Origin of the sequence: Cellulomonas denverensis, from assembly GCF_012396125.1 — a bacterium.
Classification (GTDB): Bacteria; Actinomycetota; Actinomycetes; order Actinomycetales; family Cellulomonadaceae; genus Cellulomonas; species Cellulomonas denverensis.
Genome location: NZ_JAAXOX010000006.1, coordinates 121,455 through 146,621, shown reverse-complemented (window position 1 = coordinate 146,621; position 25,167 = coordinate 121,455). Strand labels below are relative to the sequence as shown.

The window sequence follows — 25,167 nt, the reverse complement described above, 5'->3', positions numbered from 1 at the left end:
CGGGCCGTGGCCCCGCCGTCGGCCGGCGGGGCCACGGGGTGGTCACTGCGCGATGCCGACGTCCAGGAAGGACAGCCCGGTGACCGGCAGCGGCTTGAAGCCGACCAGGGATTCGGAGTCCCAGGCGCTGGGCAGCTGGCGGTGCAGCAGCGGGTACAGCGGGACCTCGTCCGACACCAGGTCGAAGGCCTGGTCCCACAGCTCCTGTTGCTCGTCCCCGGAGGTCTGGGCGGCCTGGTCGAGCAGACCCTGCAGTTCGGTGAACTTCGGGTCGTCGGCCCAGCGGTACCGGGACTGGGACCACACGTTGTCCCCGTACCACCAGCGCATCAGCAGGTCGGGGTCGTTGCCGAACACCGACGGGTCACCGGGGGCGACCATCACCTGCAGGTCACCGGCGTCGACCTTGGTGTACTGGCCGCCGGACTGGCCGATGTCGAGGGTGGTGCTGATCCCGACCGCGTCCAGGTCCTCCTTGATCAGCGGGGCGACATCCGCCACCCAGCCGGTGTCGGTGGTCAGCAGCGTGATCGACAGGTCCGACACCCCGGCCTCGGCCAGCAGCTCCTTCGCCTTCTCCGGGTCGTAGGTGTAGACCGTCGAGGCCTCGTGGTAGTTCGGGTGGTTCTCCGGCAGGAAGCTGGTCGCGGCGGCGCCGTTGCCCAGCAGCCCGTTGTCGATGATCTTGTCCAGGTCCAGCGCGTAGAAGAACGCCTGCCGCACCCGCACGTCGTCGAACGGCGGCAGGTCGGTGTTGAACATCATGAACAGCGTGCCGAAGGACTGCACCGACTCCACGTCGACCGTCCCCTCCAGCGTCGGGACGTCGATGTACGGCACGTCCTCGATCGCCTGCACCGTGCCCGAGCTCATCGCGGTCACCCGGGCCGCGGAGTCGGACAGCAGGTTCCAGGTCATCCCGGCGGCCTGGGCCGGGCGCGGGCCGCTGTAGTCGTCGAAGCGCTCGAAGGTGATCGCGTCGTCCGGCACCGCGCTGGTCATCGTGTACGGCCCGGTGCCGACCGGCAGGGCGTTGAAGGCGTCGTAGTCGGACTCGACCAGGGACTGCTCGACGATCTTCACCACCGACAGCCGCTCGGGCACCAGGCTGAACGGGTACTTCAGCGCGATGGACACCGTGTCGTCGTCGACGGCGGTGACCGAGTCGATGAAGTCGATGAAGCCCGCGTACAGCGACTCGTTGGCCGGGTCGAGCACCCGCTGGAAGCTGTACACCACGTCCTCGGTGGTGACCGGGTTGCCGTCGTGGAACACCGCACCGTCGCGCAGGTCGACCTCGTAGTGGGTGGCGTCGACCTCGGTCGGCAGCTCGGCGCCCAGGGCGGCGTAGACCTCGCGGGTGGCGGGGTCGATCTCGGTCAGTCCCTCGAAGACGTGCCAGTTCGCGGAGACGGTGACCGCGCCGGTGGTGACCATCGGGTCGAAGCCACCGGACAGCGAGTAGGAGATGCCGGCCTCGATCACGGCATCCGGGTCCACCGCGCCGGTGGCGGCGTCCGCGCCGGTCTCCTCGGTGGACGATCCGCCGCCCGCCGAGCAGGCGGACACGGCAAGCATGAGCACGGTCGCAACCGCCAGTCCCGCGCGGAGCGGGCGACGTGCGGAGGTGCGGGGGCTGGCCTTCATTGGCTCTCCTGACCGTTAGACGTCTGATGTCTGACGTTGTGTAACGGCGACAGTAGGTGCCGGGGGCAAAGGGGTCAAGATGCCCGATCCGTCCGTGACCGGATGGTGATGTCCACCCCCGGATCGGCCCGCCCGAGGATGACACGCGGCGGGCAGCACGACGCCCGGCGGGGTCACGCGCACACCGCGCGACCCCACCGGGCGAGGACGGAACCGCTCAGGCGCGCCGGCGCCGGACCCCGATCATCGTGAGCGCGCCCAGGGCCAGCGCCCCGAGCCCGGCCAGCACCAGCCACCGCGGATCGGCGCCGGTGATCGCCAGGATCACCGCCTGGACCGGACCCGTCGGCGTCCCGGTCGTCACCCCGGGATCGCCCGGGTCGGCAGGGTCACCCGGGCGCAGCGGGAGCGAGACCAGTCCGGCGTCCACCGTCGGGTCGATGAACGCCGCGCTCACCCCGTCGGCCGCCACCGCGGCACGCACCCGGGGCTGGTCCGCGTCCAGCACCACGGTGCCGGTCCACCCGGTGGCCGGATCCGGGTTCGAGTCCAGCTCCGGCTCCGCCGACTCCGCACTGGTGAAGCGGTAGGCCCCGGCGAGGTCCGCGCCCGGCTCGAACTGCACCCGGTACCGGCCGGCGGGCAGGTCGTCCACCACCCAGTGCCCATCCGCGTCGGTGACCGCGGTCCCGGCCACCGCATCCAGGGCGACCGCGGTCCCGGCCACCGCGTCCTCGGGCACCACCCGCACCGTGACCCCGCCGACCCCGGGCTCGCCGTCGTCCTGGCGGCCGTTCCGGTCCCGGTCGATCCACACCCGGTCACCGATCGCGAACCGGCGGTCCACCGCCACCCCGGCCCGGTTCGGCTCCAGCGTCTCGTACACCGGACCGGTGGCACCGAGGCTGGTGGTGCTGACCACCATCGTGTTCCAGGCCGGTGCGTCGGTGTGCGCCGCCGCCAGGTCGTAGGCGGTGGCCGAACGGGTGCGGAAGGTGACCGTGACCAGGTCGCCGGGCTGCAGCGGCGCGGCGGTCACGTCCACGTCCACCCGGATCCCGCGGACTTGGGACAGGTCGGTCACCTGGTCGGCCGGGGTCCACACCGAGGCGGCACAGCCGTCGCCGTACGGGTCGGCCGATCGGGCCTCACCGGTGTACCGGCAGGTCTGGCCGTCCAGCAGGTAGGACACCGTGCTGGTGCCCCCGGCCGGGACGCCGGTCACCACCAGGTCGCCCAGGTACTCGGTGGCCCAGACCGATCCGCGTGCGCTGGAGCTCTGCGAGCGCGAGGTGCCGGTGTCCCCCGGTGCGGGCAGCACGTCCACCAGGGTGAGCGAGGAGGTCGGCAGGTTGCCGGTGTTGGTCACCCGCATCCGCCAGGTCTCGCTGCCGCCCGGCGCCGTCCGGACCAGGCACGGGTTGCGGTAGAAGCCGTCCGCCGAGCTGCACTCGCCCCCGGTGGTGTTGACCACGCCGGTGGGCGCCGCACCCGGGGCGACGTCCTCGGCGACGTCCTTCACCCGCAGGTAGGTGGCCATCGCGACCACGTTCACCGTGGCGGTGGCCTCCCGGGTCAGGCCCTCCGCGGTGTCCAGCACGAACCGGTTGGTCAGGGTGGTCCCGGCCGGGGTGCCGACCCGCACCGCCAGCGGCAGGGTCACCTGGATCCGCTCTCCGGGCAGCAGCCGGGTGCCCGGCGGGAAGGTCACCGTGACCGCATCCGCGGTGGCGGTGACCTCCGGGGTGGCGGACACTCCGGTCACCACCGCCGCCCCGTGCACCTCCGGGTCGTAGTCGAGCAGCGGCCCCGCCGCGTCGGCGGGCAGCACGTCGGTCAGCACCGGGTCGACCAGCGGCGCGGAGCCGGTGTTGACCGCGGTCAGGGTGAACGGGATCGCCGCCCCCGGACCGGTGGTGGTGGTCACCGGGGACTTGGTGACCTGCGCGTCCGGCACCCCGTCGGTGACGGTGTACGGCGCGGTGACCGGGTCGAGCACCACCGGGGTGGTCAGCCGCTCGGCGGTCACCGTGCCGGTCAGCACGTTGCTGACCGTGCCCGCCGGGACCTCCTCGCCGGTGCTGCGCAACGTGCTGCGCGGCGACAGGGCGAACACCGCGGTCGGCCCCTCGAATCCGCCGACCGCGCGGTTGGCGAACCACTGCCCCGGCGGCGCGGTGAAGGTGATCCGGACCCCGGTCACCGCGCCCGCCGTCACGCCGGCCGGCAGGTCGCCCGCACCGGTGGGCAGGCTCGGCATCGCGGTCGCGGTGCCCGGGCACAGCTCACTGGAGACCGCGGCCGACCAGCTGCCGTCCACCAGGTACTGCACGGCGGCGGTCCAGCCCGGACCGTCGGCCTCGACCACCCCGGACAGCGACTGCAGCGCCACCAGGTCGAACCGGTCCCAGAACTCCGGCGTGGTGTCCTCCAGCACGTACTGCGAGGGCCGGCTGACCGCCGCGTCACTGGTGCGGCGAGCGGACATCGTCAACCGCACGGTCCGGTCGGTGGCCGCGTAGCGGGTGCCGGTGTCCGGGGTGACCGACTTGCTCAGCGCCCCGGCCAGCGGCTGGCGGGCCTCCGGGTAGAACACGGTGTCCGCCCGGGCGGTGTCCGACGGGGTGTCCGGCCCGAGGTCGCCGATCAGGGTGTTGGTCGCGGTGGTCACCGGCTCGGCGTCGGCGGTGCCCAGGATCGGGCTGCCGTCCGCCCGCGAGGCCGCCCGCAGCACGGTGTCCGCCCGCACTCGCAGGATCGCCCCGTCCGGCAGGGTGCCGGTGGCCACCGCCTGGATGCTGGCCACCTCCCGCAGGTCCTCGGCGGTCAGCGCGGCGATCTGCTCGGCGGACCCGGTGTGCAGCACGGCGCCGTCCCGGTCCCGCAGTGTCACCAGCACCTCGCGGGCACCGGCCGGCGCCTGCACGGTCAGCCGGGTCAGGTCGACCAGGTCGAAGGCATTCGCCGGTGCCGCGGGGTCGGGGTCGGTCAGCCGCAGGGTGCCGACCGGGATGCCGGAGACGTTCTGCACCTGCAGGGTCAGCCGGTTGGCCGGGCGGTCGGTGGCGGCCGGGTCGTCGTTGTCGACCGGGATCAGTGCGGCGGCGTCCCGCCACGACTTGGCCGCGTCCACCCGGCGCAGGTCCACGGCGGTGCCGCCCGGCCCGGTGGTGGTGGTGTCCTGGCCCTGCGAGCTCCCGGCCAGCCCGGCGTCCTGGTTCTGGCCGGTGCTGCTCGCGGTGTTGGTGAGGGAGGTGCCCGGCGGGACCGTCTCGGTCAGCGTCATCACCAGCACGACGGCGGGGGTGAAGCTGCCGTCGATCGGCAACGAGCCACCCGCGGTCTCCGGGGTGTACACCACCCGCATCCCGTCCGCCCCGGCCGGGACCGCGAGGTCGAGGAAGCCGGTGGCGTCACCGCTGGGCCCGGCCAGCGACACCCAGGACCCGCCGACCCGGACCAGCACCTCGGCCTGCGACCCCGCGGGCACCTGCACCGAACCGATCCGGTCCAGGGCGGCGTGGTCCCAGACCGTGGCGTCCGGACCGGCCACGTCCTCGATCACCAGCCGGTCGGCCGGGACGGTGCTATCAGCGGAGATCCGGCCGGTGATCCGGGCCGCGATCTCCTGACCCGCCACCCCGGAGATCTGCTGCCCGTCCACCCGCTGGGTCAGCTCCTTGCTGGTGGTGGTGACGATCCGGCGGGGCTGGACGGTCAGCGTGGCGTCGGCGGTGCGGTCCTCCGCCGGGGTGCCGTCGGTGGCGGTGCCGGAGACGGTCAGCTGGTTGGCGAAGCCCCGGGTGGTGTCCCAGTCCTCGCCGGTCCGGACCTGCACCGGGATGCCGGCGGTGGCACCGGGCTCGATCACGCCGGTGTAGGCCACCGCGATCCCGGTGACCACGGCGCCCGCGGGCAGCTGCGGCCAGGTCACCGTCGAGCCGGTCGGCGCGGGCACGGTCACGGTCAGCGGCAGTCCGGCGCCGGTCCCGGTCAGGGTGACCTGCGCCGAGGTCGCCCCGCGCGGCCAGTCCGCGGCCGGCGAGCTGCCGGAGCCGTCCGCGCCGAAGCCGGTGACCTCCAGCAGGCCGTCCGCCAGGCTGCCGAAGGGCGCGGTGCCGCCGGTCGGATCCTGCACGGTCATCCCGGACAGCGCGGTGTTGGCCGAGTTCTGCGCGGACAGCCGCAGCACGGCCGTCTCCCCGGCGACCACCTCGGCACGCGGGGCGCCGTCGAAGGTCTTGCCCGCGGTGACCTCCACGGTGACCGGGTTGAGCTGGAGCCGGGCGGTGGCGTCGTCGGTGGCGGTGCCGTGGCCGGTGGTGACCTGCGCCGTGGCGGTGTTCGGCACCGTGGTGGTCGCGTCCCGCGGCGCGGTGCCGTTCTGGCCGGTGATCACGGTGACCGCTCCGGCGCTGCCGTCGGCGGCGAGGGTGCCCTCCGTGGTGGTGTCGCCGTGGAAGCGCAGGGTGAACGCCGTGATCGTGCTCAGGTCGATGCCGGTGGTGTCGATCGGGGTGCCGGGCGCGAACGGCCCGGCGGTGACGGTGCCGGCCGGGCCGGTCAGGTCGAGGCTCAGCCCGGTGGCGCCCTCCGGCGCGGTCCAGTCGCCGAACCCGCGCAGCTCGATCGGGGTGCCGGGGCCGAAGGCCGGGTCGGCGCCCGGGGCCGGGTCGGTGACCGTCAGCGCGGTGGCCGGCACCGGGGAGGTGTTCGCCACGCCCAGGACCAGGTGCTGGTCGGTGTCGTCCCCGGCGACCTGGTCGGTGGGGGTCCAGGTCTTGGTCAGCGCGACCTGCGGCGTCACCGGCACAGCCAGGACCAGGCTCGCGTCGTCGGCGACCGGGTCGGCGTTGGTGGCGGTGACGTCGGCGGTGTTGACCACGGTGCTGCCGTCCCAGCTCAGCCCGAGGTCGGCCGGGAGCACGGTCTGCACCAGCACCGACACGCTCTGACCGGCGGCCAGCCCGGTCAGGCCGGGCCCGGAGGCGTCGGTCTCCCGGAAGGTCACCTGCACCCGGTTGCCGGCGACGTCGGTGCGGGCGGTGCCGGTGCGCTGCCCCTGCACGCTCGGCTCACCGTCGATCACGAACGGCTCGGGCACCGCGTCGGTCAGCACCACATCGGCGCACATCGCGGTGATCGACTCGCAGGTGAGGTCGATCGACCAGGTCACCCGGTCGCCGGGCTGGGCGCTGGTGGCGGAGACCGTCTTGGACACCGACAGCGCGGCCCGCCCCTCGCCGCCCGCCCAGGCGCCGGGCGCCACCACCACCGAGGCGGCCAGTGCCAGCACCGCGACCAGCAGCACCGCCCAGCCCCGGATCGCCCGCCTGCCGAGCCCCGGCACCATCGTCGTCCTGACGTCCACCACGTCCCCATGTCCTCCCGGTCGAGGAGAGGCCCGGGCGGTCCCTCCGTGCAGGAGGACCCCGAAGGCGGGTTGTCATGACGCCGGAAGTTTGTCCGATCCCTCCGAGTCTGGGGTTTTCACCCGATCGGAGCAGTCCGTCGGATTTCGGGCATATGGTGGAGCGCCGCCGCAGGTCAGCGGCGGGCACGGCGGAGGTGGCAGGGCATGCAAGCGGGCACGGTGGAACTGGCCGACCGCGATCTGATCGAGCTGGTGCGCGGGGACGATCCCGAGGCATACGGCGAACTCTGGCGACGGCACGCGGCGGCCGGCACCGAGGCAGCCCGCCGGGTGACCCAGCTCTTCGATCCCGATGATCTGGTCCAGGAGGCCTTCGCCCGGATCCTGCACGCACTGCACCGTGGGCACGGCCCGACCGGCGCGTTCCGGCCCTACCTGTACGCCACGATCCGGAACATCGCCGCCGACTGGGCCACCCACGGCCGGGCCACCGCCCCCCTGGACGAGCTGACCGAGGCCGACCACCCCGACGTCGCGGACGACCCCCGCGAGCGCCTGACCGAGGCCGGCCTGCTCGGCCGCGCCTTCGCCGCGCTGCCGCCGGACTGGTCGGACGTGCTCTGGTACACCGAGGTCGAGGAGCTGAGCCCCGCCGACGCCGGCCGGCTGCTCGGACTCCGGCCGGCCGCGGTCTCCTCGCTGGCCTACCGCGCCCGGGAGGGCCTGCGCCGGGAGTGGTTGCAGGCCCATGTCGGCCGGCTGCCCGAGCTGCCGAGCTGCCGCTGGGTGGCCGAACGGGTCGGCGACTACCACCGCGGCGCGCTGGGCAGCCGGGCCCGCACCCGGTTCGAGGGGCACCTGGACCACTGCCCGGACTGCCCGGTGCTGGTGGCGGAGATCGGCGAGGAGGCCGCCGCCCTGATGCGCACCCGCCTGCGCGGACTGCTCGGGCTGCTGCTGCTCGGACCGGCCGCCGCGCCGGGGGCCCTGCTCGGCACCGCCGCCACCCCGGCACCCGCGGCCCGGCACCGCAGCCGCCGGCTCGCCCGCAGCACCGCCCTGGCCGGCACCGCCGCCGTGGTCGCCGCCGCCGTCGCCCTGGCCGTGGTCACACCGCGGGAGCCCGCCGACAGTGCACCCCCGGTCGCGGCCCCCGGCACCGCGGCACCCACCCCCACCGTCCGCCCGGCCCCCGAGGGCGCCGAACCGGCCGGGCCGGCCGAACCGGAGAGCCCCCCGGACGCGCCGGCCGACCCGCCGGGGGTGGCCACCGTCTCCGATCCGGTGATCGCCGAGCCGGAGGCCGACGGCCCGCTGCTCGACCCCGCACCGCTGCCGGAGCCGGCCGACCCCGTCACCCCGGTGCAGCCGGTCGACCCCGGCCCGACCCTGCCGCAGGTCGTCGTGCCGGCCGCGCCCGTGGTCACCCAGGTCGACCACGACCCGGCCTACCTCCCGGTGCTCACCGGCACCGCCCTGCCCGGCGCCGAGGTCGGCGTGCGCACCCTGGCCGGGGAACCCGTCGGGACGACCACCGCGGACGAGGACGGCCTCTGGACGGTCATCGCGCGCCTGGACTCGGCGCTGGCCGGCCAGGACCTCACCCTGGAGGCGGTGCAGACCGTCGACGGGATCAGCTCCGACCCCACCGCACCGCTCGGCCCGTTCAGCACCGAGGGCCCGATCCTGCTCGACCCGGCCGACGGCGACGTCCTGGTCCTGACCGACGTGGACGGCGATGGTGAGCAGGACGACATCTCGGTCCGGTTCGACGGGGTGTCCGGCCTGCGGGTCGAGGCCGCCGTGGACGGGGTCGCCACCGGGAACCTGCACCAGCTCACCGGCACACCGCTGACCCGGATGGTCCGCGACCTCGCCCCCGGCGAGCACACCTTCGCCGTGCGCTACGCCGACGCGGCCACCGGGCGCGCCGGTGCCTGGACCCTGGTGACCTTCACCGTGGCGGCGGACGGCCAGCTGCCGGACCCGGCGTCCGGCAGTGAGCCCGGTGGGGTGGACGACCCGCCCGGGTCGGCACCGGTGCCGGTCGACCCGCCGCCCGCGGCCTGAATCCAGACCGGGACCATGGCCCCTGGTCCGCGGCCCGGCCGGCGGGCTGCGACCGTGGCGAGCCCTGGTGACCCCGATCAGGCCTCGCGTCCCGGCCCGGCGCGCGGTGCGGGATCCCTAGGCTGGACCGCACCGGGCTCATCCGGGCTCGATCGGTCCCACGACGGGGCGCGGACCGGTCGCCGGCACCCACGCCAGGCCCTGCCCCCGGGCCGAGGAACCGACATGCAGACAGCCGCCCTCCGCTCACCGCAGTCCGTGCCGCACCGGATCGCCTCCGCCGAGGTCCAGCTCACCGGCCCGGACGGGACCCCGCTCGCCGATCGCGAGGTCACGATCGAGCAGGTCCGGCACGAGTTCTGGTTCGGCAACACCGGCTTCGACCTGATCGCCTGGGCCCAGGGCGGGGAGCCCGGGGTGTTCGGCGGGGCGGGCGCCCAGCAGGGTGCGGAGCTGGCCCGGCTGTGGCTGGACCTGTTCGATACCGCGACGCTGCCGTTCTACTGGGCCGGCTTCGAGCCGGAACCCGGCCGCACCGACACCGAGCGGCTGCTGGCCACCGCCCGCTGGTTCGCCGACCACGGGGTGCGGGTCAAGGGCCACCCGCTGGTCTGGCACACCCTGGCCCCGCACTGGCTGCTCGACCTGCCCGCAGACCGGGTGGAGCAGACCGTGCGCGACCGGATCACCCGCGAGGTGACCACCTTCGCCGGCCTGGTCGACACCTGGGACGCGATCAACGAGGTGGTGATCATGCCGGTGTTCGACAAGGAGGACAACGCGATCACCCGGCTCGCCCAGCGCCTGGGCCGGGTGGAGATGGTGCGGCTGGCCTTCGACACCGCCCGGGCGGCGAACCCGGGTGCGCGGCTGCTGCTGAACGACTTCGACCTGTCCGCCGACTACGAGCACCTGATCGAGGACTGCCTGGCCGCCGGGATCCGGATCGACGCCCTCGGCCTGCAGACCCACATGCACCAGGGCTACTGGGGGCAGGAGACCATGCTGGCGATGGTGGACCGGTTCGCCCGGTTCGGCCTGCCGCTGCACCTGACCGAGACCACCCTGGTGTCCGGGCACCTGATGCCGCCGGAGATCGTCGACCTCAACGACTACCAGGTGCCGGACTGGCCCAGCACCCCGGAGGGCGAGCAGCGCCAGGCCGAGGAGCTGGCCCAGCACTACACCAGCCTGGTCTCGCACCCGGCGGTCGAGGCGATCACCTACTGGGGGCTGTCCGACGACGGCGCCTGGCTCGGCGCACCGGCCGGGCTGGTCCGCGCCGACGGCACGCCCAAGCCCGCCTACCGCGCGCTGCACGACCTGATCCGCGGCGAGTGGTGGCTCTCACCCACCACCGTGCGCACCGACGCCGACGGCCGGGTCCGGGTGCAGGGCTTCCGCGGCGACTACCGGGTCACCTGCGGCGGCGCGACCGCCGACCTGAGCCTCGGCCGCACCCCCACCACCCAGAGAATCGAGATCACCCCATGATCGACCACGTCGAGATCCAGGTCGCGGACGTCGAGGCCTCGGCGAGGTTCTACGACGCGGTGCTGGGCGCCCTGGGGGCGGAACGCCAGGAGGACAAGCTGCCGTGCGCCCTCGCCTGGGGACGCCGGGGACCCGAGTTCTGGGTCGGCCGTCACCGGTTCGGCGAGGGCTTCCGGGAAACCCACATTGCGTTCCGCGCGCCGTCACGGGCCGCGGTGGACGACTTCCTCGCCGCCGCCCGGAGTGTCGGCGCCGAGGTCCTGCACGAGGCACGCGAGTGGCCGGAGTACATCGGCGGTCCCCTGACGGGGTACTACGCGGCCTTCGTGCGGGACCCCGACGGCAACAACATCGAGGCGAATCACCTCACGTTCAGGGAATGATGTGCCCCGCGGCCCGGGTCAGGGCGTACCACTCGGCCCGGGTCAGCGGCAGCTCCGAGCCCTGCGCCGCACCGGCCACCCGCTCCGGGTTGGTGGTGCCGAGCACGACCTGCATCTGCGCCGGGTGCCGGGTGATCCACGCGGTGGCGATCGCGATCGCCGGCACCTGGTAGCGCGCGGCGAGGGTGTCGATCACCTCGTTCAGCTCGGCGTACTCCGGGTGGCCGAGGAACGTGCCGGTGAAGAAGCCGGCCTGGAACGGCGACCACGCCTGCACGGTGATGCCGTGCAGGCGGCAGTAGTCGAGCAGCCCGCCGTCCCGGTTCACCGACTGGCCCTCGGCGGCCATGTTCGCGGCCAGGCCCTGGGCGACCAGCGGGGCGTGCGTGATCGACAGCTGGAGCTGGTTGGCCACGATCGGCTGGTTCAGCGACGCGCGCAGCAGCTCGATCTGGCCCGGCGTGTGGTTCGACACCCCGAACGCCCGGACCTTGCCCGCGGCGTGCAGCTCGTCGAAGGCGCGGGCCACCTCGTCCGGCTCGACCAGGGCGTCCGGGCGGTGCAGCAGCAGGATGTCGATGTAGTCGGTGCGCAGCGCCCGCAGCGACCCCTCCACCGACTCCATGATGTGCTCGTAGGAGAAGTCGAAGTACGGGCCCTCGCGCACGATCCCGCACTTGGTCTGGATCGTCAGCTCGGCCCGCTCGGACGGGCTGAGGTTCATCGCCTCGGCGAACCGGGACTCGCAGCGGTGCAGCGCGCCGCCGTACACATCCGCATGGTCGACGAAGGTGATCCCGGCGTCCCGGGCGATGGCCAGGAGCTCGCGGATCTCGTCGTCGGTCTTCTCCGCGATCCGCATCAGGCCGAGCACGACGTTCGGGGCCTGGATGTCACCGGGCAGGGTCAGGGTCTTCACGGGTGGTGCCTCTCGGGTGGGGGGTCAGGACGCCGACAGCAGGTCGATCTCCTGCTGGGTCAGCTCGAGTCCGGCGGCGCGGGCCGAGTCGGTGATGGTCTCCGGCCGGGACGCGCCCGGGATCGGCACCACGACGGGCGCCAGGGCCAGCTCCCAGGCCAGCGCCACCTGCTGCGGGCTGACCCCGTGGGCGGCGGCGACCTGGCCGAATGCGCCGTGCTCGTCGCCGAGCCGGCTGGACGCGGAGATGCCACCCAGCGGCGACCAGGGCAGGAAGGCGATCCCCAGCTGCGCGCAGTGCCGCAGCTCGTCCAGGCTGGACCGGAACGCCGGGGAGAACTGGTTCTGCACCGACACCAGCCGGCCGGACAGGATCTGCTGCGCCTGGTCGATCTGCTCGATGGTCGCGTTGGAGATCCCGGCCTGCTCGATCACGCCCTCGTCCAGCAGCTCGACCAGCGCCCCGATCGAGTCGGCGTAGGGCACCTGCGGGTCCGGGCGGTGGAACTGGAACAGGCCGATCGCCTCGACCCCCAGCCGCCGGGCCGACTCCCGGGCGCTGCGCTTGATGTACTCCGGGCGGCCGTCCTGGGTCCAGCTGCCGTCGCCGGGCCGCAGATGACCCGCCTTGGTCGCCACCAGCACGCCGTCGGCACCCGGGCCGTAGCTGCGCAGGGCGGCGGCGATCAGCTCCTCGTTGTGGCCGACCTCCCCCGCGAGCAGGTGATACGAGTCGGCGGTGTCGATGAACGTCACCCCCGCGTCCAGGGCGGCGTGGATCGTGGCGATCGACCGCTCCCGATCGGGCCGTCCCTCGATCGACATCGGCATCCCGCCGAGCCCGATCGCACTGACCTCACGCTGACCGATAGTGCGCTGCTGCACGTTCCACCTCACGTCCTCAGGAGATGACCTCGACCCTAGGTACCCTGGGACCCACAAGTCCAACAACTGACAGTCATGTCATTCAGAAGCGGAGTCGATAGTGGATCTGCGGCAGATGGAGTACGTCGTCGCCCTCGCCGACGAGCAGCAGTTCACCCGCGCCGCTGCCGTGTGCGGCGTCAGCCAGTCCGGGCTGTCCGCCGCGATCCGCGCCCTGGAGGACGAGCTCGGCACCAAGCTGTTCACCCGCACCACCCGCAGCGTCGACCCCACCACGGCCGGCCTCGCCCTGCTCCCGCACGCCCGCACCGCCCTGGAACAGGCCGCCGCCGGGCGGGACGCCGTCGTCCGTGCCACCCGCGAGCTGTCCGGCACCCTGCGGCTGGGCGCCGAACAGTGCCTCGGCGTGCTGGACGTCCCGCCGCTGCTCGAACGCTTCCGGCGCCGCTACCCCCTGGTCGACATCGCCTTCACCCAAGCCGGCTCCGGCGACCTGCTCACCGCCGTCCGCTCCGGCGACCTGGACCTGGCCTTCGTCGCCACCGGCGACCACCTGCCCTCCGGTCACCGGGTCGAACTCGGCCGCCGGGAGATCGTCCTGCTCTGCCCGCCCCAGCACCCGCTGGCCGGCACCGGCCAGACCACCTGGGACGCCCTGACCGGCTGCGACTTCATCGACTTCCACCCCGGCTGGGGCATCCGCTCACTCAACGACGCCGCCTGCCACGCCCACGCGGTCACCCGGCACGTGCGGTGTTCGGTCAACGACGTGCACACCCTGCTCGACCTGGTCACCCGCGACCTCGGCGTCGCGCTCGTCCCCCAGCACGTGGCGAACAAGCCGCAGGCGGCCGGGCTGAAGACCGTGCGGCTGACCGAGCCGTGGTGGTGGGTGGTGTCCGCCGCGACCGGGTCCGCGCCCGGTCACGCGGCGCTGCTGCTGGAACTGCTGGACAGCCCGGAGGTCGCGGCCTGACCCCGGTCTGACCCACATGCGGGGCGGGCCGATCGCCCGCCCCGCGCCGGATCACCCCTTGACCGCCCCCGCCATCACGCCGGAGACCAGCTGCTTCCCGGCCACCACGAACACCACCAGCAGCGGCGCCGCGACCAGGAACACCCCCGACATCACCAGCCCGGTGTCCGTGGTGAACGCGCCCTTCAGCTGCGGCACCACCAGCGGCATGGTCAGCTGCGAGCGCATCACCACCGAGGGCCAGAAGAAGCTGTTCCACGACCCGACGAAGGTGAACAGCGCCAGCGTGGCGGCGGCCGGGCGGGCGGCGGGCAGCGCGATCGACCAGAACGTGCGGAACATCGACGCCCCGTCCACCCGCGCCGCCTCGACCAGCTCGAACGGCAGTGCCTCCTGCAGGTACTGGGTCATCCAGAACACGCCGAAGGCCGTCACCAGCGTGGGCACCGCCAGCGCCGCCAGCGAGTCGATCCAGCCGAAGTCGTTCATCATGATGAACATCGGGATGGTGCCGACCTGCGCCGGGATCGCCATGGTGGCGATCACCGTCACGTAGAGAAACTGACGCCCGCGGAAGCTCAGCTTGGCGAAGGCGAACCCGGCCAGGGTGGAGAAGAACACCGTGGACGCGGTCACCGACACCGCGACCAGCACGGAGTTCGCGAAGGCCATCCAGAAGTTGAACTGCGAGGCGGTCACCACCTCCCGGAAGTTCTCCAGCAGCACCATCGTCGGGAACCAGGTCGGCAGGTCACCGACCGCCCGGGCGATCTCCTGGGTGGTCGAGGAGCCGTACATCGCCGCCGCGTAGAGCGGGAAGATCGACACCACGAACACGACGGCCAGGAACAGGTAGGACACCCAGCCGGGCCGGCGCCCACCGGTGTCGTGCTGCCGGACCTGACGGCCGCGCGCCGCCCGCTTCTGTGCGTACCGCACCGCCCCCTTGCCGGCGGTGTTCCCGATGTACCCGGTGCTCATCGACGTGCTCCTTCCTGGACGTCGGCATCGTGGACCGGCCGGTCACCCGGTGGACCGTCCCGCCCGGTGGCGTCCCGCTGCGCACGGTCCGCTGCCGCCACGGCCGCCCGGGCGCGTGCCACGGCGGCCCGGTGCTGGGCCCGGGTGACCCGGGGACCCCGTGGCCGAGAGGAGGAGATCGACCGGGTGAGCAGGAAGTTCAGCAGGGAGAACACCGCGATGATCAGGGCGAAGATCCAGCCGACCGCCGCGGCCTGGCCCAACCGGTCCTGCCAGTCGCCGAAGCCCAGCTCGTAGAGGTAGAGCACCACGGTGGTCCACTGGTTGTCCGCGCCGCCCTTGCCGCCGCCGGTCCCGCCGCCGTCGTACAGCCGGACCTCGTCGAAGATCTGCAGGCCCCCGATCGTCATGGTCAGGGTCACGAAGATCATCGTCGGCCGGATGCTCGGCAGGGTGACCGAGAAGAACTGCCGCAGCCGCCCCGCCCCGTCGACGGTGGCCGCCTCGTACAGCTCCCGGGGCACCGCCTGCATCGCCGCCAGGAAGATCAGCGCGTTGTAGCCGGTCCACCGGAACACCACCATCGCGCCGATCGCCATGTGGGACAGCAACCGGTTCTGGAAGAACGGTGAGTCGGAGCCGGTGAGCAGGCCCATCTCCTGCAGGTTCGGCACCAGCAGCCCGAACTGCCCGAACACCTGGCCGAAGATCATCGCGGTGGCCACCGGCATCACGACGAACGGCACCAGCACGCTCATCCGCCAGAACGTCCGGACCCGCAGGTTCTGGTCCAGCACCGTCGCGATCAGCAGGGCGAGGACCAGCTGCGGGATCGCGCCCCACAGGAAGATCGAGAACGTGTTCTCCAGCGAGCGCCAGAACAGTGGCTGCCGCAGCACCCAGGTGAAGTTGTCCAGCCCGACGTAGTCGCCCATCCCGGCCCGGCGGTGCCAGTCGTGCAGCGCGACGACCACGTTGAACAAGAGCGGGAACGCCCCGAACACCGCGAACAGCAGGAAGAACGGGGAGATGTACAGGTAGGGCGAGACCTTGATGTCCCACCGCGAGAACCGCCGCCCCCACCCGACGCGCCGGGCGCCGGGTGGGGTGGCCGACCTGGTCGACATGGGTGGTCGCTCAGTCCGCGGTCTCGAAGCCGAGCGCGTTGAACTCCGCGACCACCGAGTCCCAGGCCGCCTCCGCGGTGGCGCTGTCCGACTCGACCAGCCGGATGCCGTCGGTGACCAGGGTCTGGATCCCGGCGAAGTTCTCGCCCCGGTAGCCACCGGCGGCGGAGTCCCCGGCGGCCGCTGCGAGGTCGCCGTAGATCTGCCCGACCTGCTGGTCGCCGAAGAACGGGTTGGTGGCCTCGGCGATCTCGGGGGCGGACATCGCCTCCAGCTGCGAGGGGAACTGCCCGGTGGTGTTGAACCAGTCGATCGCCGCATCCGGCGAGGTCAGGTAGTCGGCCAGCTCGATCGCCCAGGCGGTGTTCTCCCCGGTGGCCGGCACCGCGAAGAACGAGCCGCCCCAGTTGCCGCCGCCGTTCGGGAACTCGCTCGCGATCCGCCAGCCGTCCACGCCGTCGGCGTTCTCCGCGATGATCCCGGTCATCCAGGCCGGGGTGACCACGGTCGCCCACTGCCGGTTCTGGAACCCGGCGCCCCAGTCGGCGTGCCCGATGGCGATGCCGGCCGAGATATCGTCCTCGGCGGCGTCGGCGAACATCGCGAACAGGTCCTTGACCTCGGTGTTCTCCGCCAGGTCGTAGGGCAGGCCGGACTCCGGGTCCTCGAAGGCGTCCGGCAGCAGGTTGATCGCCGCCTGGAACGCGTTGGTCAGCGAGTCGACGAAGTAGTTGTCGCTGGTGGCCACGTACTCGCGGCCCGCGTCCAGGAAGGTCTGCCAGGTCGCGTCCTCGCCGCCGATGAACTCGCCGAACGACGCCGGGTCGGTGGCCAGGCCGGTGCCGCTGAGCATGTCCTGGTTGAAGGCGATCGCCAACGGGCCGATGTCGGTGCCGTAGCCGGTCACCACCCCGTCGACCGAGCCCTGGGCGACCTTCCAGTCCACCCAGCGGTCCGGGATCTCCGGCAGCTCGGCCCAGTCCTCCGGGACGGCCATCATCTCGGTCCACCAGTCCAGCTCGACCAGGTGCACATCCGACAGCCCGGCACCGTTCGAGGACAGCCCGTTGCGCAGCACGGTCTGGGCCGAGGCGCCGTCCGGGAACCGGTTCACGACGACCTCGATGCCGGTCTCCTCCTCGAAGGAGTCCAGCAGCTCCTGGGGGAAGTCCATCCAGGCGGCGACGGTGAGCTTGTCCGGCTTGTTGGCCTCGTCGGCCTCCTCGGATGCCCCGCCGCCACCGCCACCGCCACAGGCGGCGAGGGTGAGGGCGGACACGGCGGCGAAGGCGACAACGCCGGCGGACTTCGCGGTGATCCTCATGGTGGGTCCTCTCGGTTTCTCCCGCGTCAGCGGGTGGTGGGGACAGGGCTGATCGAGGTGACGGCCCAGGCCGGCAACTCGAGGTCGATCGTCAGGACGCCGTCGTCGGCGACGGCGAGGGTGCGGCGGTCCAGGGCATCGGCGACCGCGGCGAGTTCGGTGACGTCGCGGCGGGACAGGTTCAGCGGCTCGCCGCGGCGGTGCCACTCCTCGGCCACGTTGCCGTGCGTCCAGTCCAGGAGCTCCACCCGGTACTCGGCACCGGGCCGCAGGCCGGACACCGTGTGCGTGATCCGGCGGGCAGGCCCCTCCTCCCGCAGCTCGCGGGTGGCGGCGTAGCTGGTCGCGCTGCCCACCGAGCGGTCGCCCATCGAGTCCGGGTAGTTGAAGAACACCCCGGCCACCCCGCCGTCGGGGGTGGCGGTGAGGATGCCGTGCTCGGTCTGCGCCAGGATCCGGTCCCCCAACCGGTTGAGCATCGCCATCGCGTGGAAGGTCGGCTTGTGCAGGCCCTGCTCGTTCACGAAGCCGAAGCCGCCGTGGAACGGCCCGATGCCGCCGCCGCCCTCCTCGAAGATGTCGGTGAACGTCCAGTAGGAGATCGAGTCCGCCAGGTCCTGGCACTGCAGGAACGCCCGGGTGATGTAGGTCGCGGCGAACAGGGTGTCGTGCATGTGGTCCCGGCTGGACGGCGAGGTCGACCACTCCGTGACGTGCACCTCGGCCGCCGGGAACGGGCTCGCGGCCAGCAGCTCGCGCAGCTGCAACAGGTCGTCCCGGGTGGCGTCCCGGTTCCGGCTGATCGGCCGGCCCACCCCCTGGGTGTCGAAGGCGAAGTCGGTCGGGTACAGGTGCGTCGACACGAAGTCCAGCGGCAGGTCGCGCTCGGCGCAGAACGCGATCAGCTCGCTGATCCAGACCGGCTTCCAGCCCAGCGCGTCCGGGTCGTCGGCCTCCGCGGTCGCGGCCTCGACCGACTTGTCGTGGTACTCCCCGTCGTAGCGGGCGTCCGGCACGAACACCGACGACGACGGCCCGCCGACCCGCAGCTCCGGGTCGATCGCCTTGAGCGCCCGGGCGGTCGCCTCGTACAGCGCGAAGTACTCCGAGCGGGTGCCGGTCCAGAAGTGTGGCACCAGGTTCGGCTCGTTCCACACCTCGAACGGCCACCGGCGCACCTCGTCCAGCCCGTACCGTCCGATCCAGTGCCGGACGGTGGCGGTGACCAGCTCGACCCAGGCGGCCATGTCGGTGGGCGGGCTGCCGTGCGCCTTCCACCAGAACAGCGTCTCGGTGTCCCGCGCCAGCTCCCGGGGCATGAACCCCAGCTCGACGAACGGCCGCGCCCCGGCGTCCAGGATCGCGTCGAACACCTTGTCCACGTAGGCGAAGGTGTGCACCGGCGTGGCCAGCGGGGTCGGCGGCCCGAATCCGCCACCGTTCGAGGCCCGGTACACGAACATGTCGTCGTGGAACACCCCGTGGAACCGCACGTGGCGCGCGCCCAGCACCTGGACGGCCTCCCGGAACTGGTCCTGCCAGTCCGCGCGCAGCGCCTCGTTCGCCCGGCCCGCGCCCAGGCACTCGCTCCACACGTGCCGCAGCGGCAGGCCGGACGGGGGGCGGCCGTCGATCAGTAGGGTTGACGGCGGTGCCTCGACAGACACGCAGACCTCCTTTGGTCGGCACGGGGCGGCATCGGCGCCGCCCACTCGGTCCGAAACGGTTTCGCAACTGGTATCGTGAGCCGACCGTAGGAGATAGGCGAGTTCCAGGGCAATGCCCGCGGCGATTCTGCCCCCGTCCGTGCCAGGACTGTTATAGAATCTCGAAACAATTTCGGGGGAGGATTGCCATGACGAGTGCACCCGGGCGGCGCGCCACCCTGTCCGACGTCGCCGCGGCCGCGGGCGTGTCCAAGGCGACCGCCTCCAAGGCGCTCAACGGGCGCGACGACGTCTCCGCGGACACCCGCGAGCGCGTCCTCGATGCGGTCACCGCCGTCGGCTACCGGCCCACCACCGACCCGCGACACCCCCGCGACCGCCGCACCCTCGCCGTCGTGTTCAGCCTGCCCGCCTCGCCCTACATCCTCGGCGTGTTCCAGGGCGCCCTGGCCGCCGCCACCGACGCCCACGCCGACCTGCTCACCCGGATGGCTCCCGACCGGCCGACCCGCACCCAGGCCGCCGGCGCCCGGGACTGGATCGCCGACCTGCGTGCCGCCGGCGTCGACGCCGTGGTCGGCCTGACCCTCTCGGTGCCCGACACCCTGATCCGCGCCGCCCAGGAGGCCGGACTGCCCTTCGTCGTCGTCGACCCGGTCGACACCCGCGACCGCCAGCTGGTCAGCATCGGCTCCAGCAACTGGGACGGCGCCCGCACCGCCACCGACCACCTGATCGGCCTCGGCCACCGCCGGATCGGCTGGATCGGCGGCCCCGAGACCTCCGACGCCGCCCGCGAACGCCTCTACGGCTACTTCGCCGCCCTCGACGCCGCCGGACTCGTCCCCGACCCCGCGCTCATCCGCTGCGACCAGTTCACCGTCGGCAACGGCACCCGGCACGCCCACGACCTGCTCACCGCGGAGCACCCGCCCACCGCGATCATGGCCGCCGACGACGAACTCGCCGTCGGCACCCTCGCCGCCGCCCACGCCCTCGGCATCCGGGTGCCCGACCAGCTCAGCATCTGCGGCTTCGACGACACCCCCCAGGCCGCCTGGACCACCCCGCCGCTGACCACCGTGCACCAGCACCTGGACGACATGGGCCGGATCGCGGTCCGGACCGCGCTGGCGATGTGCGACGGGCAGGCGCCGGCCTCACCCCGGATCGAGCTGGCGACCTCGTTGACGGTGCGCGGGAGCACGGGGGCGGCGGCGGGGTGAGGGGGCGGCCGGGCAAACCGAAAGCCCCCGCCAGGTCACCCTGGCGGGGGCTTTCGTCACGCGGGGCGATGACGGAACTCGCGCTCTCTATGCGTCCGGGTGGAGCTCTGACCTGCGATCACAGTTTCTTGCGGTAGCCGATCACACCCTCGAGTTCACGGAGTGGACGGGCGTTTCTTGAAGAACTCCGCTGCCGTGATCGAGCATCCGACAGCGTTCGTTCCAGCCGACCGCGGAGCGCGTTTATCGCCGGATCTCGGGTCAGCGCTGTGATGAACCCGAGGCGTGCCGAAGCCCTGCCTCGATCTTGGTGTCGATTGGGAGGGGCTCTGCCACCTTCACATGATGTGCGGCTCCGCCGGGCCCGTTGACGGACAGGTCCGGACCCGCCAAGCTACTCACGTGCGAATCGCGCCCGAACATGATGGTGGTCCCATCGCGCTTCGTATCGATGGCGCTGAGGTTCCGCTCGACCGGACCACGTTCACTGCACTCTTCGATTCGTCAGTTGTGTACGCCTACGCCCCTTACCGCCATGCCTTAGAGGACTCAACCATCGGCTTCAGGGACTTCATCGGGCTGGCCCGCAGGGCAGAGATTCCGTATCCGCTCTTCTTCGCGCCAACAGAGGTTGTCACCGCCCAACTTGAGGCCAAGACTCGCAAGCTTCTGGCCGGAGTGAGCAAGAGCTCGTTCTCGCTCACCTCCCGTAGCGCCGTCAGGTTGCGTGACGTTGAGCTCATCGTCAAGGACATCCTCCGCAAACAAGCGGCGATCAAGGGCCTCGATGCTTCGCTTGGACCGAATCGAGTGATCAACCGCCTTCGCCGCTCAGCTGGAAGCGTTCACGAGGATGCTGACAAGGTTCGGAGCCTGCTGGGCTTGAACCTGGTGGAGCTTCGGACTCGCACAACGAACCAGAAAGCTCTCGAGTTCCTGATCGAACGTCTTGAAGCCAACCAGATCTTCGTCTCGCGCAGTCAGCAAAGCGTCATGCCGCAACGGCTTCCCCGCGACGTCTCGTTCTCTGGACTCTGCGTACGGGACCGGAAGGTCCCGTTCATCTTCCTGACCAGCGGCGAGCACGGATCCGACCTCGAGCCCGCTGGACGCAAGATCTTCACCTTGGTCTTGCTCTCGATCTTCATCGCCCGCGGCAGGTTCGCACCGGTGAGCTATGAAGACCAGACGGGCAACGGGGTCGAGGACCGTGACTACGAGCTCGCCGAAGAAGTGCTGATGCCAGCCTCGGACTTCAGTTCGTTTGCCGTCGACGCGCTCGACGATGTCAAGGACGCCGCGCGGCGCCTGCACGTGACCCCCAGCGCGTTCGTGATGCGGGCACGACGCCTCGGTGCGATCAGCCCGGGGGAATCTCGCGACTACCTCGACGAACTTGCCGAACAGTTCGCAGCTCGAAGCAAGTCACCGGCCCGCACGCCCCTGACACACAACGCTGTCCGTTCGTACGCGGGCGCCGAGTTCACTCGACGGATGCTCAACCAGCTCGACCGCGGCACCATCACGCCTGGAGAGTTCTGCCGCGTTGTGTGCCTCAACAGGCTACGCCCGAACGATCTTCACCTCCTTCGGGCGGCAAAGTGAATGAGGACTGGTACCTGATCGACGCGAACGTCCTCACGCGCTTGACCGCCGTGCAGCGTTCAAGCGCGTTCGTGCGCGATCGGTGTCGGATCCCGGCCGATGTGATGCACGAAGTTCGCGGGCTGCCGGACCGGTCCGCGATCGCCCACCTCGAGCTCCCGCTCGACGCCCCGATACTCCTACGCCTCCGGGACGTGATGGCAACGATCGACCCGGGTGACTTCTCTCTCATTGACCTCTACCACAACAAGGGCACCGCCGACCCTGTGCTCATCGCCGCCGCACTCGCCCTCGATCACGGCGAGGGGCGGCTGTGGCCCATCCGGTGGCATGTCGTCAGCGACGACCACGCCGTTCGCGAGACTGCCTCAACTCTCGGGGTGCCGCGGCTCAGCCGCGATGAGCTTCTCAACCTGATCGGCTGTTGACGTATCGCTCCCTCACCCTGTTCGCACCGTTGGACCGAGGGGCATGTCCACCGCGGCGCCTGAGGTCCAAGTCCGGCGCGCATCTGCGTGAGCAGCCGCCCTTCCCGGTGCCCTGCACGCGTTCTACGGTCACCGGCCACACCACACCGTCATGCGAGCACGTAGGCTGACGCGGTGATCGGTGAGTGGCGGCGGGCATACGAGCAGTCGCCAATCGGACCGTCGGGCGGGGCTGCCCGATTGACGATCTCGGTGAACCACCCCGGCTCTCGTGGAGGCTCTCAACCGACGGAGGATGCTGTGCGGGTGGGTCAACCGGGTCGAAATCGACGCTGGCGACCGGCCCGGGACCGCGACCAGCGACGCCCCGAACTGGAACGGGAGAACCGGGCCCACGCTAGATATCGGGGCCGACAGAGTCGGCGATTCCGAGCGCGATACGGCGCGCCCCGGGTCTGTGGTCGCGGGGCACCAGACCGGCCCAGCGGCGACGCCGACGCTCAGTGGCCGGCAGCGACATCCTCGAATGGGTCTCGCGCACTCAGCGTGCTGGCCGAGGCAGGTCTCGCAGGCGCCGCCAGCCCCGAGGTCGCGGCCGGTGTCTCGTCTTCGTCTTCTTCGCTGGACGCGCGTTCATTAATGTGTGCTTCTGCGCGGTCACAGAGTTCAAGAACGTCCTGGCGTTCGGGGAAGGCGCTTCGGACAGCGTCGACGTAATCCCGCGGAGTTTGGTATAGCTCCTCGATGGTCATATCGCTGACGATCGACCGCACAAAGTCGTCAATGCGCTGCTCCAGGTCTGGCAGTACTTCCTCTTCCACTCGCCTACGCAGGCCCGTGCGCTCGTCTACCGTGAAGAGCCCGGCGAGGGAGGAGTCTGCCCAAGCCGGGTCCAGGTCGTCGATGCTGTACGCGACGATCCGCTCGACCGCTGCCCGGCGCACACCTTCGGGCAACGCCCCCGCTTCGTTGAGGCGGCTGAGGACAGCGGGCTCCCACATCGCGTCCACCATCATCCCGAACGACGCCATACCCGGCACCGCGTCCTTGTGAGCATCTACCCACATGCGCAGGAATTCGTCAGAGCACCGTGTACGCAGGAACCACGCGCGGGGGCCTGTCGACCCTTCCCGCGGCACGGGGACCGGTACGCGCGAGGCGATCAGCGGATACATGGCGGGTGGGACTCGGACCAGGGTCCCCCGCTGGTTCGAACCGCCGCAGTCGAGTTGAGAGACAAGCTCGTCAACGGTCATGCCCTCGAGATACACCGATAGCGTCGAGATGTCACGGGCGACGGCGGCAGCAAAGCCTTCTCTGATGGTTGGGTGATGGAAGCGCCAGACCGTGTTTCCGTCGACTCTTGTGTTCTGGGACAGGAATGTTCCCTCAATGGCCGAGAAAGCGCGGGCCGTCTCGGCGACCGTCGCGCCCAGAGCCGTCACCGCCGCAGTCAGCCGCTCGTCCGGCGCGAACGGCGCTAGCAACTCTCCGCCTGCGAGGTAGACCGCCGCGAGTGCTGCGCGCTGCGCAGGGTCAAGGCCGTTGAGAACGTCAACCAGAAATTCGTTCGGGTGCTCGAAGTACGACACCAGAGCGGCCTCGTCCTGCAGCCCGGAGCCCGGCACGAAGTCCTGCAGGGAAAGACGTCGCGCCACCTCTGGCTGGAATCGAGTTGCGGCCGCGACGGCGCGCAGATGCGGTCGCCAAGCGTCCAATATCGCGCTCGGCTGATCACCCGCCTTCAAGTGATTGTAGAGCATCTGCTCCTTTTCGGAGATGCTCAGGGCGGTGATGTCGATAACCACCTGCTGCTCCCGCAGCCGAGGAAAGGCGTACTCCTTCAACCTCGGGCGGGCTTCCCGGTAAATGTAGTCGCGGCTTGTCATTAGCACACGAGCGCCGTGGCTGACAGCGGCCATGACCTCGGGCATCCGTCGCACCCACGCATCGGTTAGGTGCGGTTCGTGGCGGATACTGCCGAACGCGTCGTCAACCCAGAACACTTGCCGGGGGTCGTCGGGGTTCCAGTGTGCAAGGAGTTCGTCGGGACCGTCGACCCGCATCACGTCGCATTGCCAGTTGTCGAGCGCAGTCATGCAGAGCATCGCGGCGATGGTCGACTTCCCGCTGGCAGGTTCGCCGAGGAGCAATACGAACCCATGTTCGGTGATTGCGTCGCTTGCGCCTCGATACGCGCCAGTAGGGACGAACGTCTCCAATTCTCGGGTCAGGCTTGTGAGGAGCGCGCGTGCCTGGCGCATCCTGCGCTCGTCCAGAATGCTCGTGAGGTCACCGAGACCGTAGACGCGCGGTACGTAGCGGCGTAGGTTCCAGTTCTTCGCGATTTGCGTGCAGATCCACGGCCCCGGAAGTATCGCCGCGACCTTGGGTCCACGTCTCCGCACTTCCTCTGCGAACCAACTCTGAGTTCGCCCGGTGACGCGTAAGTTCGTCAACACCATGTACCCGTCGCATAGCCCGCGAGCGTGCAACGCCTCGATCTTGGCGAGTTCGCCTCCAAGGTCCGAGGGCGCCAGCGTCCGTGACGGGTCGACGCTGAACTTGCACTGCACGACGACCGGCATCGCAGGGGCGGTGAAGTCTTCGAGCTCGGTGAGCACCTTGTCACCAGGCGCTGCCCAGAGGCCGTGAAAGGCGCCGTCTTGACCGGCGTCATTCGTGTCCGCAAACGCGGTGAAGACTTGCCCAAGCGTCTCCTGGAGGACGACAGCACAGAGGTCTTGGAAGGCTCGCCAGCCGAGCTTGTGGAGCTCGTAGTCAGGATCAGGCATTGAGGTCGAGGCTACCAGAGTTGAGGCCCCTAGAGGAGATGCTCGGTCGACGCGGGACCAGGCAAGTTCGGGGAGCGACGTTGGCACCGCCTTCACAACCCGAAGAAGACTCGCGACACCCTCACGCAGATCTGCATCCGACAAAATGTTGTTGGTTTCTCGGGGTGATGGATCATATTTCGGACCGCGTAGGGAGTGTCGTTGTTTCTGGCCCCAGACTGCCGTCCGGATTGACCTTCACATACGTCGTCGCCTTGGGCAGCCCG

General features: G+C 71.2%; 16 protein-coding genes. 7 read left to right on the top strand and 9 right to left on the bottom strand.

Annotation, left to right across the window (positions count from 1 at the left end; translation table 11 throughout):
* Window positions 1–42 precede the first annotated feature (42 nt).
* Window positions 43–1,578: an ABC transporter substrate-binding protein gene (locus HGA03_RS12650; RefSeq protein ID WP_239073534.1), complete on the bottom strand. Its 1,536-nt coding sequence runs from the start codon at window positions 1,576–1,578 to the stop codon at window positions 43–45.
* 286 nt (window positions 1,579–1,864) lie between these two features.
* Window positions 1,865–7,018, bottom strand: a complete 5,154-nt coding sequence (locus HGA03_RS12645) for an SdrD B-like domain-containing protein (RefSeq protein ID WP_168630638.1) — start codon at window positions 7,016–7,018, stop codon at window positions 1,865–1,867.
* Between the two features lie 207 nt (window positions 7,019–7,225).
* On the opposite strand from HGA03_RS12645, the gene HGA03_RS12640 reads away from it, so the two are divergent.
* The 3 genes from HGA03_RS12640 to HGA03_RS12630 all read left to right on the top strand — a co-directional run bounded on the left by HGA03_RS12640 (window position 7,226) and on the right by HGA03_RS12630 (window position 10,968).
* A complete protein-coding gene (locus HGA03_RS12640; protein WP_168630637.1) occupies window positions 7,226–9,091 on the top strand; it encodes a sigma-70 family RNA polymerase sigma factor in 1,866 nt (621 codons plus the stop codon).
* A gap of 225 nt (window positions 9,092–9,316) precedes the next feature.
* Complete coding sequence (locus HGA03_RS12635) at window positions 9,317–10,585, top strand: endo-1,4-beta-xylanase (protein ID WP_168630636.1); 1,269 nt, start codon at window positions 9,317–9,319, stop codon at window positions 10,583–10,585.
* On the top strand, window positions 10,582–10,968 hold the full coding sequence (locus HGA03_RS12630) for a VOC family protein (protein ID WP_168630635.1): 387 nt from the start codon (window positions 10,582–10,584) through the stop codon (window positions 10,966–10,968). Before HGA03_RS12635 ends, HGA03_RS12630 begins: the two co-directional genes overlap by 4 nt.
* On the opposite strand, the gene HGA03_RS12625 is transcribed toward HGA03_RS12630, so the two are convergent.
* The gene (locus HGA03_RS12625; RefSeq protein ID WP_168630634.1) at window positions 10,958–11,887 is read right to left on the bottom strand and encodes an aldo/keto reductase; all 930 of its coding nucleotides are present in this window, start codon (window positions 11,885–11,887) and stop codon (window positions 10,958–10,960) included. The genes HGA03_RS12630 and HGA03_RS12625 overlap by 11 nt on opposite strands.
* 24 nt (window positions 11,888–11,911) lie before the next feature.
* Entirely contained in the window at window positions 11,912–12,772 is an 861-nt protein-coding gene (locus HGA03_RS12620) for an aldo/keto reductase (protein WP_168630633.1), read from the bottom strand.
* A 100-nt stretch (window positions 12,773–12,872) separates the two neighbouring features.
* Here HGA03_RS12620 and HGA03_RS12615 point away from each other — a divergent pair, with 100 nt between their 5' ends.
* On the top strand, window positions 12,873–13,748 hold the full coding sequence (locus HGA03_RS12615) for a LysR family transcriptional regulator (protein ID WP_239073523.1): 876 nt from the start codon (window positions 12,873–12,875) through the stop codon (window positions 13,746–13,748).
* Window positions 13,749–13,799: 51 nt separating this feature from the next.
* Here HGA03_RS12615 and HGA03_RS12610 read toward each other — a convergent pair whose 3' ends face one another.
* Genes HGA03_RS12610 through HGA03_RS12595 form a run of 4 tightly spaced genes read right to left on the bottom strand, consistent with a single transcriptional unit; the run spans window position 13,800 to window position 18,847 of the window.
* Window positions 13,800–14,729: a carbohydrate ABC transporter permease gene (locus HGA03_RS12610; protein ID WP_168630632.1), complete on the bottom strand. Its 930-nt coding sequence runs from the start codon at window positions 14,727–14,729 to the stop codon at window positions 13,800–13,802.
* Window positions 14,726–15,856, bottom strand: coding sequence for a carbohydrate ABC transporter permease (locus HGA03_RS12605; protein ID WP_168630631.1), 1,131 nt, complete (start codon window positions 15,854–15,856; stop codon window positions 14,726–14,728). The genes HGA03_RS12610 and HGA03_RS12605 overlap by 4 nt, the downstream gene beginning before the upstream one ends.
* 10 nt (window positions 15,857–15,866) lie before the next feature.
* Window positions 15,867–17,180 carry an ABC transporter substrate-binding protein gene (locus HGA03_RS12600; protein WP_168630630.1) on the bottom strand — a complete coding sequence of 438 codons (1,314 nt, stop codon included), beginning with the start codon at window positions 17,178–17,180 and terminating at the stop codon, window positions 15,867–15,869.
* 26 nt (window positions 17,181–17,206) lie between these two features.
* Window positions 17,207–18,847: a GH39 family glycosyl hydrolase gene (locus tag HGA03_RS12595; RefSeq protein ID WP_168630629.1), complete on the bottom strand. Its 1,641-nt coding sequence runs from the start codon at window positions 18,845–18,847 to the stop codon at window positions 17,207–17,209.
* Window positions 18,848–19,035: 188 nt separating this feature from the next.
* Here HGA03_RS12595 and HGA03_RS12590 point away from each other — a divergent pair, with 188 nt between their 5' ends.
* The 3 genes from HGA03_RS12590 to HGA03_RS12580 all read left to right on the top strand — a co-directional run bounded on the left by HGA03_RS12590 (window position 19,036) and on the right by HGA03_RS12580 (window position 22,106).
* On the top strand, window positions 19,036–20,073 hold the full coding sequence (locus tag HGA03_RS12590) for a LacI family DNA-binding transcriptional regulator (protein WP_168630628.1): 1,038 nt from the start codon (window positions 19,036–19,038) through the stop codon (window positions 20,071–20,073).
* A 402-nt stretch (window positions 20,074–20,475) separates the two neighbouring features.
* On the top strand, window positions 20,476–21,678 hold the full coding sequence (locus tag HGA03_RS12585; RefSeq protein ID WP_168630627.1) for an ImmA/IrrE family metallo-endopeptidase: 1,203 nt from the start codon (window positions 20,476–20,478) through the stop codon (window positions 21,676–21,678).
* Window positions 21,675–22,106, top strand: coding sequence for a hypothetical protein (locus tag HGA03_RS12580; RefSeq protein WP_168630626.1), 432 nt, complete (start codon window positions 21,675–21,677; stop codon window positions 22,104–22,106). Before HGA03_RS12585 ends, HGA03_RS12580 begins: the two co-directional genes overlap by 4 nt.
* Before the next feature lie 500 nt (window positions 22,107–22,606).
* Here HGA03_RS12580 and HGA03_RS12575 read toward each other — a convergent pair whose 3' ends face one another.
* Window positions 22,607–24,901, bottom strand: coding sequence for an nSTAND3 domain-containing NTPase (locus HGA03_RS12575; protein WP_168630625.1), 2,295 nt, complete (start codon window positions 24,899–24,901; stop codon window positions 22,607–22,609).
* Window positions 24,902–25,167: the final 266 nt, after the last annotated feature.

Excerpts from the sequence above, each read along its gene's own strand:
- HGA03_RS12630 (WP_168630635.1), top strand. The coding sequence starts at position 10,582 with ATGATCGACCACGTCGAGATCCAGGTCGCGGACGTCGAGGCCTCGGCG.
- HGA03_RS12650 (WP_239073534.1), bottom strand. The coding sequence starts at position 1,578 with ATGCTTGCCGTGTCCGCCTGCTCGGCGGGCGGCGGATCGTCCACCGAG.
- HGA03_RS12575 (WP_168630625.1), bottom strand. The coding sequence starts at position 24,901 with ATGCCTGATCCTGACTACGAGCTCCACAAGCTCGGCTGGCGAGCCTTC.
- HGA03_RS12600 (WP_168630630.1), bottom strand. The coding sequence starts at position 17,180 with ATGAGGATCACCGCGAAGTCCGCCGGCGTTGTCGCCTTCGCCGCCGTG.
- HGA03_RS12605 (WP_168630631.1), bottom strand. The coding sequence starts at position 15,856 with ATGTCGACCAGGTCGGCCACCCCACCCGGCGCCCGGCGCGTCGGGTGG.
- HGA03_RS12635 (WP_168630636.1), top strand. The coding sequence starts at position 9,317 with ATGCAGACAGCCGCCCTCCGCTCACCGCAGTCCGTGCCGCACCGGATC.
- HGA03_RS12590 (WP_168630628.1), top strand. The coding sequence starts at position 19,036 with ATGACGAGTGCACCCGGGCGGCGCGCCACCCTGTCCGACGTCGCCGCG.
- HGA03_RS12640 (WP_168630637.1), top strand. The coding sequence starts at position 7,226 with ATGCAAGCGGGCACGGTGGAACTGGCCGACCGCGATCTGATCGAGCTG.
- HGA03_RS12610 (WP_168630632.1), bottom strand. The coding sequence starts at position 14,729 with ATGAGCACCGGGTACATCGGGAACACCGCCGGCAAGGGGGCGGTGCGG.